The 19677-nt window shown below is 39.4% G+C and carries 15 protein-coding genes; 9 read left to right on the top strand and 6 right to left on the bottom strand.

Features of this window, described 5'->3' with window-relative positions:
- Positions 1 to 46 precede the first annotated feature (46 nt).
- The 5 genes from HXT48_RS03650 (at position 47) to HXT48_RS03630 (ending at position 4668) form a co-directional block, all read left to right on the top strand.
- On the top strand, positions 47 to 1234 hold the full coding sequence (locus HXT48_RS03650) for an MFS transporter (protein ID WP_421792964.1): 1188 nt from the start codon (positions 47 to 49) through the stop codon (positions 1232 to 1234).
- A 144-nt stretch (positions 1235 to 1378) separates the two neighbouring features.
- On the top strand, positions 1379 to 1621 hold the full coding sequence (locus HXT48_RS03645; protein WP_012914119.1) for a DUF3791 domain-containing protein: 243 nt from the start codon (positions 1379 to 1381) through the stop codon (positions 1619 to 1621).
- On the top strand, positions 1618 to 2112 hold the full coding sequence (locus HXT48_RS03640; RefSeq protein WP_421792962.1) for a DUF3990 domain-containing protein: 495 nt from the start codon (positions 1618 to 1620) through the stop codon (positions 2110 to 2112). Before HXT48_RS03645 ends, HXT48_RS03640 begins: the two co-directional genes overlap by 4 nt.
- Positions 2113 to 2118: 6 nt before the next feature.
- A complete protein-coding gene (locus HXT48_RS03635; RefSeq protein WP_004111475.1) occupies positions 2119 to 2346 on the top strand; it encodes a DUF3791 domain-containing protein in 228 nt (75 codons plus the stop codon).
- Positions 2347 to 2466: 120 nt separating this feature from the next.
- On the top strand, positions 2467 to 4668 hold the full coding sequence (locus HXT48_RS03630; RefSeq protein ID WP_421792960.1) for an InlB B-repeat-containing protein: 2202 nt from the start codon (positions 2467 to 2469) through the stop codon (positions 4666 to 4668).
- A gap of 36 nt (positions 4669 to 4704) precedes the next feature.
- Here the strand turns inward: HXT48_RS03630 and HXT48_RS03625 are convergent, their stop codons facing one another.
- Entirely contained in the window at positions 4705 to 7368 is a 2664-nt protein-coding gene (locus HXT48_RS03625; RefSeq protein WP_421792958.1) for a DNA gyrase/topoisomerase IV subunit A, read from the bottom strand.
- A 161-nt stretch (positions 7369 to 7529) separates the two neighbouring features.
- Between HXT48_RS03625 and HXT48_RS03620 the strand changes: the two genes are divergently transcribed.
- On the top strand, positions 7530 to 8789 hold the full coding sequence (locus tag HXT48_RS03620) for an alkaline phosphatase family protein (protein ID WP_004111479.1): 1260 nt from the start codon (positions 7530 to 7532) through the stop codon (positions 8787 to 8789).
- A 133-nt stretch (positions 8790 to 8922) separates the two neighbouring features.
- Here the strand turns inward: HXT48_RS03620 and sepH are convergent, their stop codons facing one another.
- Positions 8923 to 10131: a septation protein SepH gene (gene sepH / locus HXT48_RS03615; RefSeq protein WP_012914123.1), complete on the bottom strand. Its 1209-nt coding sequence runs from the start codon at positions 10129 to 10131 to the stop codon at positions 8923 to 8925.
- Between the two features lie 158 nt (positions 10132 to 10289).
- On the opposite strand from sepH, the gene HXT48_RS03610 reads away from it, so the two are divergent.
- The 3 genes from HXT48_RS03610 to HXT48_RS03600 all read left to right on the top strand — a co-directional run bounded on the left by HXT48_RS03610 (position 10290) and on the right by HXT48_RS03600 (position 13537).
- Positions 10290 to 10583, top strand: a complete 294-nt coding sequence (locus HXT48_RS03610; RefSeq protein ID WP_004111484.1) for a DUF4193 domain-containing protein — start codon at positions 10290 to 10292, stop codon at positions 10581 to 10583.
- Entirely contained in the window at positions 10584 to 11063 is a 480-nt protein-coding gene (gene dut / locus HXT48_RS03605) for a dUTP diphosphatase (RefSeq protein WP_012914124.1), read from the top strand.
- A gap of 122 nt (positions 11064 to 11185) precedes the next feature.
- A complete protein-coding gene (locus HXT48_RS03600; RefSeq protein ID WP_012914125.1) occupies positions 11186 to 13537 on the top strand; it encodes a RelA/SpoT family protein in 2352 nt (783 codons plus the stop codon).
- Positions 13538 to 13626: 89 nt separating this feature from the next.
- Here HXT48_RS03600 and HXT48_RS03595 read toward each other — a convergent pair whose 3' ends face one another.
- The 4 genes from HXT48_RS03595 to HXT48_RS03580 all read right to left on the bottom strand — a co-directional run bounded on the left by HXT48_RS03595 (position 13627) and on the right by HXT48_RS03580 (position 19677).
- Positions 13627 to 13908: an HU family DNA-binding protein gene (locus HXT48_RS03595; protein WP_004119480.1), complete on the bottom strand. Its 282-nt coding sequence runs from the start codon at positions 13906 to 13908 to the stop codon at positions 13627 to 13629.
- Positions 13909 to 14113: 205 nt separating this feature from the next.
- Positions 14114 to 16549, bottom strand: coding sequence for a lysylphosphatidylglycerol synthase transmembrane domain-containing protein (locus tag HXT48_RS03590; protein ID WP_012914126.1), 2436 nt, complete (start codon positions 16547 to 16549; stop codon positions 14114 to 14116).
- A 15-nt stretch (positions 16550 to 16564) separates the two neighbouring features.
- Positions 16565 to 18007: an adenylosuccinate lyase gene (gene purB / locus HXT48_RS03585; protein WP_012914127.1), complete on the bottom strand. Its 1443-nt coding sequence runs from the start codon at positions 18005 to 18007 to the stop codon at positions 16565 to 16567.
- 62 nt (positions 18008 to 18069) lie between these two features.
- Positions 18070 to 19677 (bottom strand): alpha/beta hydrolase, encoded by a 1608-nt coding sequence (locus HXT48_RS03580; protein ID WP_012914128.1) that lies wholly within the window; start codon positions 19675 to 19677, stop codon positions 18070 to 18072.

The following is a 19677-nucleotide window of genomic DNA, read 5'->3' as shown; positions in this document are numbered from 1 at the left end:
TCGCGTTGGCATTACAAATATGAAGTACTAGTGTTGGGGAATTTTTATGGTTAACCTTCTTCTTGCTGTTATTTATCTTGCTTTTATAAGCTTGGGTTTGCCGGATCCTCTTCTTGGAGCTGCGTGGCCTACGATGAGTCATGATGTTGGTGCGCAAATTTCTTGGGCTGGTGGAATATCAATGGTTATTTCTGCAGGAACAATTGTTTCTGCGCTGCTATCTAATAGGCTTACGCATAAGTTTGGCCCTGGGAAGGTTACGCTTATTTCAGTTGCTTTAACAGCTTTAGCGTTACTAGGTTTTTCTTTTGCTCCGAATTATCTTGTGCTTATTTTTCTAGCTATACCATACGGTTTAGGTGCTGGAGGAGTGGATGCGGCTCTTAATAATTACGTTGCAATTCACTATGAAAGCTGGCACATGAGCTGGCTTCACTGCATGTGGGGAATTGGAGCTTCAGCAGGCCCTTACGTTATGGGTTTCGCACTTTCTCACGGTCAGCGTTGGCCTGCAGGCTACCAGTATATTGCTGTTATACAAATTGCTCTCACTCTTGTGTTATTCATAAGTTTGCCGCTGTGGAAAAATAATAATAAAAAGGCAGAGACGCATAATCTTACTGAGGTAAAGAAACAATCTTCTGGGATGCTATCTTATAAGGAAGTTTTGCGCATTCCAGGAGCTAAGAATATTCTTATTATGTTCTTTTGCTATTGTGCGTTGGAGCAAACTGCAGGATTATGGGCTAGTAGTTACATGGTTTTGCATGGAGGAGTTAGCCGCATTGTTGCGGCAGGTTGGGCAAGCTTGTTTTATGTTGGCACTACAGTTGGTCGTTTTGTAAGCGGATTTCTTACTATGCGTTTTAACGATGCAACGATGATTCGTATTGGGCAGTGCGTAATGCTTATGGGCATTCTGGTATTGTTGCTGCCTTTGCTGAATCATATTGAGCTTATTGCAGGATTTGTAATTATTGGACTAGGCTGCGCTCCAGTTTACCCATGCATTATTCATTCCACGCCGCATTATTTTGGTGCAGATAAGTCTCAAGCTATTGTTGGCATGCAAATGGCAAGCGCATATATTGGGTCTATGGTAATGCCTGCGATTTTTGGACTAATTGCGCAGAATGTTTCTATGGTGCTTCTTCCGGCTTATTTGCTTATTCTTCTCGCTGTAATGACTTTTATGCACGTGCGCTTGCTTCGAACTTGCGTAACTCGAGTCTGAAAGCATTTGTGTGCGCGATTGCTTATATTTTTTTGATGTAGACTTGTGTTAGATGTGTTATGTGTGCTAGGTGTGTTAGAACTTGTTGTATACGCATTATCTAGTAGATGTATTTCTAATAATGTTTTTACAAAAGGAGGGGTTATGAATGATATTAAGCAAGAAGTCTTTGACAAAGATAAGCTTGATTTTGCAATATTTTGTATTGAAAATGTTGCTAAGAAGCTTAATCAAAACCCTCGCGATACGTATGATGCTTTGACTAAGAAGAGTAATATTCTTATGTCTTATATTGTTCCATCTTATGACGTTTTGCACACTCAAGGCAAAGAGTATATTACAAACGATATTATTTCCTTCATGCGCGAAAAAGGTGTAAAAGTATGATTGTTTATCACGGTTCTTTTATGCCTGTTGAATTTCCAGATGTATTGCATTCGCGTAAAGATGTTGATTTTGGCGCAGGATTCTACGTTACATCAATACGTAGTCAGGCTGATAATTGGGCGAAGAAATTTATTCGCAAGGACAAAGATGCTTTTGTTTCTTCTTATAATTTTGACAATAATGTTCTTAATGAATTATCTGTTCTTAAGTTTGATTCATATTCTGAAGAATGGCTTAATTTCATACTTAATGCTCGTTCTGGAAATGATGCAAGCAGTTTTGATGTAGTAATTGGCGGTGTAGCAAACGATAAGGTTTATAACACACTTGAATTGTTTTTTGATGATTTAATTAGTAAGTCTGAAGCTTTAGGCAGACTAAAATATGAAAAACCTAATAATCAAATATGTTTTAGAAGTCAAAAAGCTATTGATTTGTGTCTTACATACATAAAAAGCGAGTGTGTAAATAGTAAGTTTTTAGGGGAGTGATGGATTTTGAAGGCGAATCCTATTTTGTTGCAAAAGAAGTATGCTAGGGTTGTAAGTCTTCTGGCTGAGCGTGCTGGGTTGAGTTATGAGCAGGCGCTTGACGTGTTTTACCATTCTGTTACTTACGATTTGATGCGTAATGGTATTTCGGATATGCATTGTATGAGCGACGGATATTTGGTTCAAGATTTGCTTGATGAGATGCATAATTCTAAAATGTGTGTTAATGCATGACTTTTGTAATAAATTAAACGATTGTGTGATATACCATGCTTGCATTTGTATTTCGACTATAAAGCGTACAATGTGTATACGTTTTTACATTATCTCGTTATCTATTTTTTAAGAGGGTAAATGAATAAGAGAACTGGTCTTATGTTGACTGCCACTATGATGGGTATTGCTACTGCTGCTTGTGCTTTCTGCATGGGGCAAAGTGCGAATGCTGCCGAAACTTCAGCTTCTTCTGGTGTTAATACGACTGTAAATTCTTCTACAAATAATTCTTTTACCACAGCTTCTAATACAGAAACTTCCTCTACAGAAGGTTCTTCTTCCGTAACTTCTTATAACGCAGCTTCTAATACGCCCAATGGGGGGGCTGCTTTAGATAGCACTTCCGCAAAACCTTCTGGAAATACTGTACCTTCCAAGTCTAGCGAAACTGCAAAAACTGCCGAAACCACAAAATCTACTAAATCTTCTAAAGCTTCTGAATCTGTAACTGATGCTGAAAATTCTGAAAATGCTAGACTTACACAAACTCTTATAGATGTAAGCAATACTAATCTTCAAACAAATAATCGTGAAGATAGAAGCGTACACGCATCTGCAGAATCTAAAGCAGCATCAACTGATTCGGGTACTACAGATGATGCATCTTTAACTTGGACGAAGGACGACTTTAACATTTCTGACGATGGTAAAACTATTGGAGGTAGGAAAAATGTTTATTATCCGGAGACCGGTCAAACGGTAAATGAGTATGTGGACGGACTTAGTGCCAAAGGCAAGGAGAAACTTAAGAAAAATCATCATGTTGTGATTCCTGAGGGTATTGAGGTAATTCATGAATGTGCTTTTACCGGTCAGGCTGACAAAGTCGGGAATAAGCATAAACACGTTGACGGCGAGACTTATATTGAGGGTGTCACTCTTCCGCAATCTCTTAGAATAATAGAATATGGAGCTTTTGGTTGGAATAAAATTAAAGGAACCGTTGTTATTCCAAAAAATGTGGTTTCAGTAAGCGATGCAGCCTTTGTTGCTAATGAAATTGAAAAAGTTGTGTTTGAAGGCGTGCTTGATGATAAGGGAAAAGAGCACGATACAGATACTAATCCGTATTATCTTGCTGGAGTTGGTAGTGTTGCTTTCCAAGGTAATAAAATTTCTGAAATTGTCGTAAAAGGTAATTTAGGACAATATAAGTTTCGCTCAGGGGAAAATGATTCACCGTTTGACAATCAAAATCCTGGACCTTTCACTATTGAAGTGGGAGAGGAATACAAAAATCCTATCAAAATTACGCAAGAAAGCGCTGGTCATACAATCAGTGTTATGGAGGGTTTTGAGGAGAATGGAAATCCTGTAACGATTGACCTCTCACCATATTTTAAGAAAAATGCTGATGGCAAATATGTAGCTGTAAAAACTGGCACACTTGAAGGTCAGTGCATTTTTTATGACTTTGTTCAGCGTGTGCCTAGGATGATTGGTAGATCGCGTTTTACATACAACATTGTTCCTAAAGCTACGATTTACACAGTTACTTTTGTAAATGGCGCTAATTCTCATTATGCTTCTGTGCAAGTTAAGGAAGGCAAGAGCATAAACGATAAGAGTGTTGATAGTCAGTCTATGCCTAAAGATCCTACGAAGATTGGGTACACTTTTGAAGGGTGGAATGAAGATCAAGACGGTACTGGTGCAGTGTTCCTTGCCAGCACTAGTGTAAACAAAAATTTGAAAGTTTACTCTATTTTTAAGAATTACTTACCAGTTATTACAGTTCAGAATAAGACTATTACTGAGGGTGATTCACTCGATTTGAATAGTCTTGTTGTGTCTGTTAGTGATATTGAGGATAATTCTATAGCAACTAAGGTTAAGCGTATTAGTGACGGTGGTTTTAATAACAATGTTCCAGGTGTTTACACTATCACGTTTAGCGTAACGGACAATGGCGGTGCTACTGCAACAGCAGTTGCAACAGTAACTGTTAATAAGAAGCCAACGCCTCTAATTCCACCAGCTCCTGCGCCGGAACCGGAGCTAACTCCAACTCCTGTTCCACTTCCTGAGTCGTCGGCCCCTGTCGCTCCAGGTCCGATTCTGACACCCTCTGAGTCTGAGACAGAACCTGAGTCAGCTCCAGCTCTTTCGCAACCCGAGCAACCGGAAGCTAAGCGCGTTGTTAAGCATCTTCCTAAAACTGGCTCTTCAGTAGCTATGGTAATAAATTATTTGTTTGCATCTGTGACTGCAGGAATTTTTGCACTTGTAGAAGCTAGAAAATCACTTCGCAGATATTCCAAGCATGCTCGCAAAAACTAGCTTTAAAAAGTGTAAAACTAGCAAGCAAAAACATTACTACCCAATGTGCGCAATTGGGGAAACGAGTTCAGTTCCAGAAGCATCCCTACGCATATCTGGCTTAGGTAACTCAACATTGCTTCCGCCTTCTGTAACGGCTTGCAATGGATAGTATCCAACGTACGCGTGTATCAACGTATCTTGACCTTTAAGGAATCTTTGCGAGCGCACGCCACCAGTTGCGCGACCTTTTGTTGGGTACATGTCAAATGGAGTAATCTTTGCAGAACCGTTTTCGGTTCCAGGAAGAGCTTCACTGTCTCCAGCAACGGTGAATACAACTGTTCCAGAAGCGGAGAATAAACCATTTTCACCTTCTTCGTAATGCCACTCTATTGATTTTTCTGGCACTACTGCGAAGGTTGCAACTTTAGCACCTTCTGCTAAACGAATGCCTGCCATTCCGCCTGCTGTGCGCCCTTGAGGTCTAACTTGTTTAGCGTCAAAGGTAAGTAATGAAGAATCACTACTAATGAACACGAGTCTGTCGTTGTCTTTTGCTGGAGCTGCGGCAATAACGGTGTCGTCGTCTTTTAAGTCAATTATGCTCCATGAATCCATGGTAGTTGGAGCTTCAAAATTCCATCTTTTAACTACACCGTTTCGTGTTCCAATTGCAAGTGGAGTAGCGTTTTGTGAGGCATCAAATGCTATTGCTGAAACTACGCGTTCTCCTCTTACTGGATCCGTGCTTTGCGTGAAAGTTAGCAGTTCTTGTGCTTTTACTCCGTGGTTGAGCAGCGCAGGTTTTCCTTCTTCATAGTTAAGTTGTGGCAAATCTGCAACATGAGCTAGAACTAGTCGACCAGATGAAGTAACAAGAGCACAAGTTGAACGCGTTGTTGTTGCAAACATTGTTTTACAAGGAGTGTTAAATACGTTGTTGTTGTGCGAATTCCAATGTTCTAACACTGCAATGCTTGTTCTGGCAATTAACCCTGAAGTGCTTAATGCTACTGCGCAAGGTTCGTCACTTAATTGCATTGCAACAGAAGATGCGTCAGCTTCTCCAGTTTTACGAGCTGCATTAGCTGCTGCAGCCAAATCTGCTTGAGTTGAAGTAATTTTATTTGCTGATTGCACAGCTTTAATCGCAATATCCTCACTGTTTTTATTTATGCTGGAGGCTACTGGAGTAAAACTACCATCTTCATTTTCGTCAAGCAAAATTGTTCTGCGTGGAGTATCCCATTGTTTAACTGCAGAATCCATATCTGCTATTACGACGTTGTCGAGTTTAGCTTCAGAACTTAATATTTGATTTAGCTCTTCAATTTTTTTGAGCAAATCGTCGCGTTCAGCTTCGAGCTCTATTCGGCTCATTTTAGTAAGTCTGCGAAGACGTAAGTCAAGAATATACTGTGCTTGAATTTCATCAAGATCGAATACTTTAATTAACTTAGTTTTTGCACTATCTGCATCTTCAGATGAACGAATGACCTGAATTACTTCATCAATATCAAGAAGTGCAAGAAGCAAGCCATCAACCAAATGTAAGCGTTCTTGAGCTTTTTTGCGCCTAAATTCGCTGCGTCTGCGTACCACGGTTCTGCGGTGAGAAATCCAAACGTCTAATAGCTCTCGCAAGCCCATTGTGTGAGGTCTACCGTCAACAAGTGCAACATTGTTAATAGTAAAGCTCTCTTGCAAAGGAGTGTGCTTAAAAAGTTGAGCAAGCACAGCGTTAGGATCAAAACCTGTCTTAATCTCAATAACAATACGAGTTCCGTTATGTCGATCTGTTAAATCAATAGCACCTGAAATACCGTCTAATTTTCTTGATTTAACTCCTTGAGAAATTCTTTCCAAAACGCGCTCTGGGCCAACCATAAACGGAAGTTCTGTAACAATAATAGCTTTTTTGCGAGCAGTAATATTTTCGATATGTGTTGTAGATCTTGTAGTGAATGCTCCGCGACCTGTTGCGTAAGCTTCGCGAATGCCACTTCGACCAATGATAATTCCTCCGCTAGGCCAGTCAGGTCCTGGAACTAGTTTCATAAGATCATCTAGGGTTGCATCAGGATGTTTCATAACATATTTTGCTGCAGCAACTACTTCGCCTAGATTATGCGTTGCCATATTTGTTGCCATGCCTACAGCAATTCCAGAAGCGCCATTTACTAAAAGATTTGGAATAGCTGCAGGAAGCACAGTAGGTTCTTTTAGTTTATTGTCGTAATTTGGTACAAAATCAACTGTGTCTTCGTTGATATCCGCGTTCATACCTAGTGATGCAGGAGCTAAACGCGCTTCGGTGTATCGAGAAGCTGCTGGACCGTCGTCAAGAGAGCCAAAATTACCGTGTCCGTCAACAAGTGGCAAGCGTAGGGAAAATGGTTGAGCTAGACGAACCATTGCCTCATAGATTGCAGAATCACCGTGAGGATGAAGTTTACCCATTACTTCACCAACAACACGCGCTGATTTCATATAAGCATGATCAGGACTCAAATTCATATTGCCCATTTGATACACAATGCGTCGCTGCACTGGTTTCATTCCGTCTCGTGCGTCCGGTAAAGCTCGAGCATAAATAACTGAATAAGCATATTCCAAGAAGGATTTGCTCATTTCTTCGTTTAATGGTGTTTCAACAATATGCTCTTTAACTTTTCTTGGGTCGAAAGCTTGCTGTGTTGAGTGATGGCGTGAGGGCATATTTAGAACTCCTTGAATGACATTACGGCTATCAATCTTACCAATTTATATGCACAAACAGCATGTTTTTGCTGAATTTTTCAGCAATTTGACTAGTTATTTATATAAATATTTGTTATTCGCGTTTTGTTCAATGCAATATAAGTGGTTCAATAGTAAGTATGAGTGCTGAAATACCGTCTGAAAATGATCTTTTGCAATTTGTTGGTAATGTTAAGTACGGTGATTTTTCTAATTCCGCAGTTAATGAAAATTTTTCTTACGATTTTAATGAAAAAAATCTTGGTGGAGCGTTACATATATCTTCGGTTCTTCCAGCTTTAAGTGATGCAATAGATGCTCCTGTTAAAACAGCTATTCATAACGATCCACACGCTTTGCGAGAAAGTCTTGGTTTCCCTAAATCTAATTCTGCAATTGTAGTGTTAATAGATGGTTTAGGATACTGGAATATTCTTATGCGCAAAGGTCACGCTCCTTATTTACGATCCTTGCTTAACGAATCAATAAATCAACGACCAATTAGCACGTGCGTTCCAAGCACAACTGTTGCTGCAATGGCTACTTTTGGAACAGGCACATGTCCTGGTCTTACTTGCATGACCGGTTACACGCAAAAGAATTCTCAAACTGGTAAACTTGCGCAGCTTATTCAATTTAATGATGCGCCTGATCCGCTAGTTTTGCAGCAAGAGCCGACTATATTTGAAAGTTTAGTTTCTAATGGAGTCCGTGCAGATAGCGTGGGATTACCAAAGTTTGAAAATACTCCTCTTACCAAAGCTGCTTTTCGTGGAGCAAATTATATTACTGCTGGAACTCCTAGAGCTCGCATTCTTAAGGCTGCTAATAACAGTAAAACTCCAGGTTTAACTTATATGTATTTACGTGACGCTGATAAAACCGGTCATAATTATGGTTGGGATTCTCAGCAGTGGGTTTCTGTTTTTGAGCAAATTGACGAGCAGTTGCGTCTTTTGCGAGCAAATTGTGCTCCTGGAACATTAATTGTTATTACTGCAGATCATGGGATGATTAAATCCGATCCCAATAAGCGAATTGATATTGCTAAACATGATGAGCTGATAAAAGGCGTATCGATGGTTGGCGGTGAACCTCGTTCTGTAATGTTGTATGCTAACAGTGACGCAAATCCTGAAGATATTATTTACCGTTGGCGTGAATATTTTGGAACTAATGCAATTGTACGCAGTAAAAAACAAGCCATTGACGATGGTATTTTTGGTTTAGTAAACAACAGGGCAGAGGATGTTATTGGCGATGTTATTGTGCAAGCTTGTGGAGCTTACACAATTGTTGATTCTCGCATTCAATCTGATAAAGCTATGAGTTTACCTAGCGTTCATGGATCGATGACTCATATGGAAATGGATATTCCGTGCCTCATAGATTTAGTGTAAGCGATTTTTGCTTCTATTATTGAAAATATTTTATAAATCGTAACTTAGCAAATAAAATGTGTGACACTCAAATTTTACTAAGAGTGTCACACATATTGTTAATAAGCGAAAAATTTATTTTTAAACTTCTTATTTAGCTTTCGCCAAATAATATTTCATCCCAGCTTGGTACTGCTGCTCTTCCAGCTTTACGTTTATTGTGCTCAGAAGATGATTTTTCTTGGCCATTAGTATTAATTTCTTGATTATTTTTAGCAGAATTTTGATTACTTTCAGCAGCATTTTTTTGCAAATTCGTACTAACAATATCTGCTTTTTCAGCATTTTGAACTTTCGCAGCCAATGATTTTTGTGCTTCATTAGACGCATTGACGATTTTGCTATTCGTTTCGTTTCTATTAATAAATTCAGCATCTGGTTGTATTAGCGAAGTCTGCTGAGGATTATCTTCTTTAATAAATTGCGTATTTGTTTCAGTAGAACGCTTAGAATAGCCTTTTTCTAATACTTGCTGTATGTCAGAATTATTGTCCTGATTTTCGAAGGAAGATTGGGCTTGTGCATCTGCAAGTTTGTCACTGTTTCTAAGTTCCCATTGAGAAACAGCTCGTTCGATTCTGGCAGAACGAATAGAATTTCCTGGAAGCTCTTCAGTGTTGAATGGGAAATTAATGCTTACAGTGTCTCTATAAGCTCCACCATATGGAGATTGTTTAGAAGTATCCGCTGCATTAACATCTTCACCAAGCAATAATCTAGACGAAGGGTTCGCGCATGTAACAGAGTTGTCATGCATGTTCCATGTCCACTCAGCTTTAATAGTGCGAGTAGCAGTTTTGAAAGTAGCAGTAATTCGCCATGGCTCTAATCCTCTGCGCGTTGCTTTCCATTGCACTGTTTCCATGCCAATATGTGCTTTAGCTAATGTTCTTTCAATTAAATCTGCAATAGTGCGCATATTGCTTTGTTTAGGAGCAGGTACTAGAAGGAACTGCTCAATTGCATACTGCTTTTCGGTTTCAACGCCTGCAGAAAAACGCCTAACTTGTGCTTCACTAACGTTGTATCTTTGCGCCACATGTGAAGGTGCAACTCCTGCGCGAATCAATGCCTGAATTTGCGAAATAGGCAATGTTGCATTAGATTGCATAGAATTTGTGCCAGCATCTGCTGAGTTATGTTCATCGCTGTTTTTACTCGTAATTTTATGTGAACCAGCGATGGCGCGTTCCAGCGTGTCGTCCACTTGAATACGTAACGGCGTGTTTTCACAAATGAAAATCAAATTACCGTCTGCGTCAATATGGTCGAAACTCGCCTCTTTTGGCGGATTTTCAAGCATTATGCACCACTTTCTTCGCTTTTAACAATACTATTTATATACTTTAGTCCATACACTGCATTCTTTACCATTTTATTTAAAATAAAAAATGTGTAATATACGGGGTAGCATTCGTGTATGCTATGCGCGTAAGTAGCTTTAAAAACGAAAGGACCATAATGGCACAGGATTATGATTCTCCTCGTAGCAAAGATGAGGACGAAGAGTCATTGGAAGCTTTGAGTAAAGGTTCTCAAAATTCAAACAGCGATATTGACGATGATGAAAATGCTATTGCTGAAGACTACGAGTTGCCAGGTGCTGATTTAAGTAACGAAGATGCATCCGTAACTGTTATCCCTATGCAAGGCGATGAATTTATTTGTTCTGAATGCTTCTTAGTTAAGCATCGCAGCCAGTTAGCTGAAACTAATGCTGATGGTCAGCCTGTTTGCAAGGAGTGCGCAGCTTAAATGGCATATGACGAGACCTATACTGGCCCCGAACAGGTTGAGGTATTAATTAAGTATCTCGATGATGAAACATCTACATTACAGCCGCTTTACTACGCGCATGCAGGTGATGCAGGTGCCGATTTAAGAACTACCCAAGATTTTACTTTGCGTCCTTTCCAGAGAGCGCTTGTTCCTACTGGAGTTGCTATAGCTTTACCTGCAGGTTACGTTGCTTTAGTGCATCCTCGTTCTGGTTTAGCAGCAAAACAGGGTGTGACTGTGCTAAATGCACCTGGAACAGTTGATGCCGGGTATCGTGGTGAAATTAAGGTTCCTCTTATTAATTTAGATCCTGAGAACACAGTGCAATTCCATAAAGGTGATCGTATCGCTCAAATGGTTATACAACGTTATGTAGAAGCACAATTTATTCCCGCATCTAAATTACCTGAATCTGATCGCTCTGATAAAGGTTTTGGCTCCACTGGCGTACAATAATCTTTTTATAAATATCCGACCGGTTTTTAAAACTGAGTCGGATTTATTGTATGTATTTTTTGTTTTGGTAGTGTATTGAGCGAATTGCAGGTAGGATTGTAAAAAGTACCAGGAGGTGCCAAATGGGTGAACTTCAAGAGGATGTAAAAGGATCCAATAGGCTCGGATGTGAAATCAGCGAAGATTCTCAAAATCCATTATTGCCAATATTGAGCATGTGCAAATGGCATCATCCTAATGAGGATATGAGCATTCTTCATAGAGCTTATGATCGTGCTGTAAAGCAGCATACAGGTCAAAGACGCAAATCTGGTGAGCCATACATTATTCATCCTCTTGCTGTAGCTCAAATTCTTGCAGATCTTGGAATGGGACCAATTGTTGTTGCTTCAGGATTATTACACGACACTGTAGAAGATACAGATTACACGCTAGAAGAATGTCGAGCTGAATTTGGCGATACTGTAGCAGGTCTTGTAGATGGTGTTACAAAAATATCCAACATGGAATATGGCGAAAGTGCTCAAGCAGAAACTATTCGTAAGATGGTTGTTGCAATGAGCCGCGATGTGCGAGTGCTTGTAGTAAAGCTTGCGGATCGTTTGCATAATGCTCGTACTTGGAGGTATGTTAAGCCATCAAGTTCACATAAAAAAGCAAGAGAAACTCTTGACGTATATGCGCCTCTTGCTAACCGTTTAGGCATGAATGCAATTAAAACTGAACTTGAAGAGCTGAGTTTTAAAGTATTGTATCCAAAAATTTATAATGAAATTGTTGTTTTAGTTGCTCGTAGAGCAGGTCAGCGTGAAGTTTATTTACGACAAATTCTTGAAGAAATTAATGCAGATCTTGCAGAACAACATGTTAAAGCATCGGTAAAAGGTCGACCAAAAGATTATTTCTCTATTTACCAAAAGATGATCGTTCGAGGTCATGATTTTGCTAATATTTACGATTTAGTTGGTGTGAGAATAATAGTCGATTCTATTCGTGACTGTTATGCAGCATTAGGTGCAGTGCATGCTCGATGGAGCCCTGTTCCAGGACGTTTTAAGGATTACATTGCAACTCCAAAGTTGAATATGTATCAAAGCTTGCATACTACAGTTGTAGGCCCTGGTGGAAAGCCAGTAGAGATTCAAATACGCACATGGGATATGCATAGGCGTGCTGAATTCGGCATCGCAGCTCATTGGAAGTACAAAGCTAATGGTCAGGCTGGTCGCGCTTTAAGTAAGCCTGATAATGATGATTTAAAACGCGAAAATAATATTGATGACAAAAAAGAGCTTAGCGAAGCAGATAATCTTAAGTGGATTCAACAGCTTGCTGATTGGACTAGTGAGACTCCAGATTCAGATGAATTCTTAGGTTCATTAAAACAAGATCTTGGTGCTTCTGAAGTTTATGTTTTTACTCCAAAGGGGAGTATTGTTGCGCTTCCGCAGGATGCAACTCCTGTTGATTTTGCATATTCTGTGCATACTGAAGTTGGTCACCGCATGATGGGTGCGCGTGTAAATGGACGCTTGGTTCCTCTTGATACGAAACTTTCAAACGGTGACACTGTAGAGGTGCTTACTTCAAAGTCGGATACAGCTGGACCATCTCGCGATTGGCTGAGTTTTGTAAAATCTCCTCGTGCTCGAAATAAAATACGTCAATGGTTTAGCAAGGAACGCCGCTCTGAGGCGATTGAAGAGGGCAAGGATGAGCTAACTCGCGCTATGCGTAAACGTAACTTGCCTTTAACTACTTTGATGACGCAGCAGGCATTAATTGGCGTTGCTGATGAATTGAATTTGCCTACTAATGTTGAGTCTTTATATGCGGCTATTGGCGAAGGTCAAGTTTCTACACAGAATGTTATTTCGCGTTTAGTAAAAGATGCGGGCGCTGATGAAGTTGCAGAAGAAGTAGAACAAGAAGCATTGCCTTTACGCCATGTTGAGCGCAGCCATAAGTCTAACGGTGCTTTGGGAGTATCAGTTAAGGGTGTTGGAGACGTTTGGGTCAAGCTTGCAAAATGTTGCATGCCAGTTCCAGGAGATATGATTATTGGTTTTATAACACGAAACCAAGGTGTGTCTGTGCATAGGACTGACTGCCAGAACATGCTCGATTTGCAAAAAACTCAATCAGAGCGCGTTATTCCTGTTCAATGGACTAGCGATAAAGGCTTGTTCTTGGTTAAGGTCCAAGTTGAAGCATTGGATCGACAACATCTTCTTTCGGATGTTACTCGCGTTCTTTCAGATCATGGAGTAAATATTCTTTCCGGAACTATTGCTACAGGCGATGACCGTGTTGCAACAAGTCAATTTACCTTTGAAATGGCAGATCCTCAGCACTTAGCAACTCTACTTGCTGCTATCCGTAAAATTGAAGGCGTTTTTGACGTTTACCGCATTACGGGAGCAAAAGATAGCGCAGAGCCGCGTTTGCGAAAAATGGAACGAGGAAATCTATAAAAGATGGGCACCCCAGCTTTGGAGTGCCCATCTTTGTTTTTGCGCAAATAGTATTTGTTTAATGTAATAAATACGAAAAACGCTTAATTTCAGGCAGTAACAGCCTTCTTCAACAAGGAGCCAGCGGAAATACGTACACCGTAAGAAGCTGGAATCTTGATGGTTTCACCGGTACGCGGGTTGCGGCCAGTGCGCTCAGCACGCTTTACGCGTTCTGCGGAGAACAGACCAGTAAGCTTCAAACCTTCACCGGACTGTAAAGCCTCAACGAACACATCCTGGAATGCGTTGACGGCGGCTTCGGCCTGTGCCTTGGTCAGGTTGGACTTCTGTGCGATCTTAGAAACGAGATCAGACTTGTTGTATGCCATGCAGCATCCTTTGTGTCAGGGGACCTTCTCTTCAAAGGTCACGTTCATACTAGATATTAGTACATTTTCCCTACAAATGTAGCCATTTTTGCAATTTTCTTAATATTTTTTATTTATTTTTTGCTATTTTTTATTTAAAACGTACTTGCATTGAAACAGATACGATATTTGCTAATAAAAATACACAAATGTTTGTAAATCTCACTTATATAAGCTCATTATTGCTGAGCCACTTCATTGCAAACGCGCCTAACGGAATTCTCAACCAGTAGAACATAAGCCTATACAGAAGAGTGGCAGACAAAGCAACTGTTGGAGGAACACCTACAGATGTAAATGCGAAAGTAAGAGAAGCTTCAACAGCACCCAAGCCGCCTGGCGTAGGCACTGCCGATCCAGCAGCGTTAGCAAGTAAGAATAGTAAGATTGTTTCCCAAGGATTTGCGTAATATCCAAATGCAAGCAAAGAAATCCAATAACCCAATCCAATGCATGAAACAAGCACAATAGCACCAAAAGAGCCTGCAATAAGTTGCATAGGATGTGAAATAAGTTCCTTAATTTGATGGCCGTAATCAGATAATATTGGCAAATAATGCTTTCGAATTGCTTTACGAGCGGACGGAATAACCATTAAAACACAAACTATAAGTGTGATTATTCCAATGAAAGTAATGAGCATATGAGTAGGAATCATTCCAGAAAGCACATTTTTACCAGTGAAAACGCCTATAGAAAGTAATACTAAAGTTGTCATTAATGCTTGAATAAGCCATACTGCACTAGTAATTGCTGTAGCTTGAGCTGAAGTGTACCCGCTTTTCTTTAATAATTGCATATTTACAAATGCAGGACCAACACCAGCAGGCATAGAAACTGCTGTGAAACCAGTAGCTGCTTGAGATGCAAACAAAACATGTGCAGAAGGTTTTTGATCATCCATGAATGAGCCGAGAGTAATTGCAGATCCAATCCAAGCAAACATGCTGCAAGCAAAGCACATAAATACCATTACATTATCTGCGTGACGCAAGGCAGCAAATACTTCCTGAGGATGCCACTGTGTAGTAATAACAGCGACAGCAACAATCGAAAGAACCAAGCTAACAAAGAAACGTATATTGAAGCGCGCTAAACGCACAGTATCATAATCTTCTTCATCTGTGTGTAAAGCAACTATTTGACTTAACTTATTGCAAAGATTTTGGAAAACTTTTTTATTCCAAGATGGCAAAGATCTCGTGGAAGCAGGAATAGCAGCTTTCTGCATAAAAGGCAATAGTGCAGATAACTTTTCTGCACCCCATGTGTTAATAGCAGCTTTAAGAGCAGTGTCAATATCTGTGCAAGATGCAATAAGCGTTAAAAGCTGAACTTTATCAAGTGCAATATTTGTATCATCGCTGGCAACGTCGCCGTTTTGCCAACCTGCAATAACTGGTGTTCCGTCTTCAAGCCTAGCAATAGTTTCAGGAGTGATGCGTCTATGCGTAATACCGCGAGTGTTAGCAGCATCTACATAACGCATTAATTTTGCTGCATCATCAATAGTTAAAGTGTTCAAATTGCAAGGCAGTAGAGCGTTAGAAGCGTGAAAAACCATTATTGAAGATTTATCACTGTCGCTTACTCCATAAACATTCGCTGTTGGCAAATGCATATTTCGTAAAACAAGAAGCATAGAAAGGTGGTGATGAACAGAATGTCTAGCAGAACGATCTCTACGAGTTGGTATATCTACTAAACGCACCCACTGCCATAATTGATTTAAATAACCTGGTAAATGAACTTGATTATCTAATACTGAAATTACATAACGTATGCCGTGGATGTCTGTTGCATCATACAATCTTGAATTTTCAATTAAATCGTCATCAAGACTTGAACGAAGAACTCCAGTATGATCAGCTTGCTGAGTTCTACGAGTTAATTGAGTAAGATTATCTATGCCAATATTTTTTAAAGCAAGAACAATATCGTCACCCCAAGCACCCTTACTGCGTGTGCCTTTTGCGAAACGAATAAGCGTACCAATTGCTCTTCCTAAGCAACATGATACAAGAATAGCAGAGTAGGAATCCCAAGATGAAAATAGAAGTATTGCTGTAACAATGAATAAAGCATTCCAGCCCCACATTACATGCTTATATTCGCGTCTAGGACCACTAACTGTAAGAAAAGCAACCAGAACAGCATACATGTCTGGAAGCAAATCAGCCCAAGTGTTATTAGACCGCATTTGTAAAGATTCAATCAAAGCTATATTGTGTGTAGAAAATATCGCAATAGATAACAGCCATACTGAACCATAACTTATAAACAGCGTAATAACAGAAATAGCGGTATCAATCCAACGCCTGTCAGAAACCATGTGTGCAATAACTTCTGCAACAACAATAAGAGTAAGACCTTGCTGTATCAGAACAAATGAAAGATTATTAAAAGATAATCCTATAATTTGAGTAGCACTTCGTGCATCAATCTTCATAGCATCAGCCGTTGCTGATAAACACATTGACGACAACAAAGTAAAAACGCCAATTACAACTGATGATATTGCATACAACAAATCAGCCCAACTACGTACTAAGCTAGGCTGAGTATCTTCAATAACAAGATTTGGATTTATGCTAGATTGCATGGCTTTACCGTCTACTTAATCAATAAAGTCCACCAATTGTGAAGCAAATCCAGTGTAAGATTCTGGTGTCATTGCTTGCAAACGAGCTGCAGTATTGGCATCAAAGTTACGAGATTTAATGAATTCTTCTACGTCACTTTGTGAAATATGGTGACCGCGCATTAATTCTTTTACTTGCTCATATGGTCGTTCCATACCAGGTACGCCAGCAATTTCTTCAGCACGCATTGCTGTTTGAATTGGCTCTCCAAGAACTTCCCAATTTTCGTCTAATTCTTTTGCCATAAATTCTTTATTAGGATGAATAGACTTCAAACCGCCTAAAAGATTATTCAAAGCAAGAAGAGCATAGCCGAAAGCTGAGCCAACATTCCTTTGAGTAGTAGAGTCTGTAAGATCACGCTGCCAGCGGCTTTCAGTAAGAGTTGCACATAATGTGTCAAACAGTGAGCAAGAAATCTCAAGATTAGCTTCAGCGTTCTCAAAACGAATAGGGTTAACCTTATGAGGCATAGTAGAAGATCCTGTAGCTCCCTTTACAGGAACTTGCACAAAAATACCTCTGGAAATATACATCCATACGTCAACTGCAAGATTATGCAGAATATGGTTTATGTGACTTACAGTGCTATAAAGTTCAGCCTGCCAATCGTGGCTTTCAATTTGAGTTGTTAATGGATTCCATTGGAGACCCATTCTATTTTCAACAAACTCTTGAGATACGCTAATCCAATCAACTTCTGGGAAAGCAGCTAAATGAGCTCCAAAAGTTCCTGTAGCACCATTCAACTTTCCTAAATACTCTTGAGTATCAAGATGACGAAGTTGACGACGCAAACGATATGCAAACACTGCCAATTCCTTACCTAAAGTAGTTGGAGTAGCAGGCTGGCCATGAGTTAACGAAAGCATAGATAAATCTCTATATTCGTTAGCATTCTTAACTAAATAATCAACTATCGCTTCTAAATTCGGACGATAAACGTTTAAAACAGCTTGCTTTACGCAACGCGCAATAGAAAGATTATTAATATCTTCACTTGTGCATGAAAAATGTACTAAAGTTTTTAAATTTGAAAGCTCAGTAGCATGACCAAGCTTATTTTCTGCTTCGTCTAACGCATCGTCAATGTAGTATTCAACAGCTTTAACATCGTGATGAGTAATAGCCTCATGCGCAGCATGACGAGCAATTCCTTCAGCATCAAAATTTTCAGGAATAGAACGTAAATATGAGCATTCTTCATCAGTTAAAGGATTAACACCCTTAACAATTGGCTGGAATTGATTAGCTTCATAACCATTTGCGAGAAGAATCATCCACTCAACTTCTACACGCATGCGCTCGCGATTTAACGCAGGTTCGCTTAAATATTCAACGAGTGTGGATGTTTGATTATGATAACGTCCATCGAGAGGAGTCAGAGCTATTGCAGGAGAAATATCGGTAAGCTTCATAGTTTTAAGGTTACATCATGCTGCGAATTAGCTTAATTTTGCTCAATAAGAATTTAATTATTTTATTTTTTCATTACTCCTTGCCACAATGTAGTACTTTGCAATTTGCCATTAATAGTATTCTGAAAATGTCGATCTTGCTCGCGCACACTTTTAGATCCGAGTTGAAGAGCATCTTCATAAGCTGCAGTATGGTAATGCAAATCATGAGTTAAAGTTCTTTCTTCTGGAACGTCATTAACGAATATTCCGTCATTATTGAATTTTTTAGTCGAATATTGTTTGCCAGAAAAACGCGTGACTCCAGGAGGTAAAGAACGCTTAGATTCTTTAACATGAATTGCATGTCCATGAATAGTCACCCAATTATTTCTACGAGGATTCTCTTTGCCATCTAAAGAAGGCACAATCTCATCGTCCATCTCAATACTAGTAACCCAAGTTTTCTTAGGAATTGGATGATTTGCAATAGGAGATCCAGCAGTAACAACATGCTGTATGTTGTACTGTTTAGAGTAATCGCTTGCAATGCTTGCTGCAACAATGCCTCCCTGAGAATGTCCTACTAAAGCAACAGGCTCGTTAGGTTTAATTCCAGAACGTTTCATAGCTTCTACAACCATTCGAGTGCTATCAGCTTGTTTTCTAACTAAAGAACTATGACTCATTACTTCTGTGTTTTGTGCCCAACCAAAAGGAGAGTGTGCTTTACCGTCAGTGCCTGGAATTATTACTAACCATGACGAACTGCCATCGCTGCGCTTAAAACGTTGAATTGCAATAGTAGCAGCATCTGGATTAACAAGTGGTGGTCTAACGCCCAAATTTTCGCTTCCAAGTTCCGTTAAATTTTCTAAAGTTTCAAGCAGATTACGTCCAGGTCTAGCAAGAACAGATCCAGGTTTTCTCCACGTCTCATTTACTTTAGTGAGAAGTAAATTATTACCTTGCTTTCGATCATTAATAGGCGCGCTTACGAAGCTAAGAGCACTAGAAATAAATGGAATAGCTTGTGATAAATATTTTTGAGCATTGGATAAAAAGTTTAGTGAGGTTTCACGCTCTTTTTTATTTATGGGGCCTTTCGCATTTCCGGCAATAAATATTGGCAAACTTGTAATAGGATTTAAAATAAGGTGCTGCGATAAACCTCGAATAATTCCTTGTTGTATATTCTTAGTTGTGTAGGACCATCTAGCAAGATTTTGGAAACCTGAATGATTTTTATTATCTTGATTAACGGCGAAACCTGCGGACAATAAAACATGTAAAGCAAAAATAGGGTTTGCAAGAGCCAAGAAAGAAATTTTATTGTCTAACTCGTCTTTTGCACGAAATTCTGCATCTTCATACAAATTATTTGCTCTTGCAATAAGAAAAGCAAGATTTTCTAAATTTTGAGACATTAAATAACATTTATGAGCATATTCATGACATATGCTTTCAGTTAAAAATGATTGCGAAGAATCATGAATATATGCTCCTGATTCTTTTTGTATACCATAATTTTGACCGGCAATAACCATCGCTGCATTAAGCCATAAATTTTTTAGCGTAAGTAATTCTTTAGCAATATTATTGAGTTTTCTGGAAAAACTAATATACGCTTCTCTATCAGCAACGCTAAGCGTCATTCCACCTACAACAGAGGACTTAACTTTCCAAGACAT

It is taken from the genome of Gardnerella sp. KA00127 (genome assembly GCF_049244125.1).
In the GTDB taxonomy this organism is placed as follows: domain Bacteria; phylum Actinomycetota; class Actinomycetes; order Actinomycetales; family Bifidobacteriaceae; genus Bifidobacterium; species Bifidobacterium swidsinskii.
The sequence above is the reverse complement of the archived record's forward strand: the minus strand, read 5'-3'. Positions and strand labels throughout refer to the sequence as shown.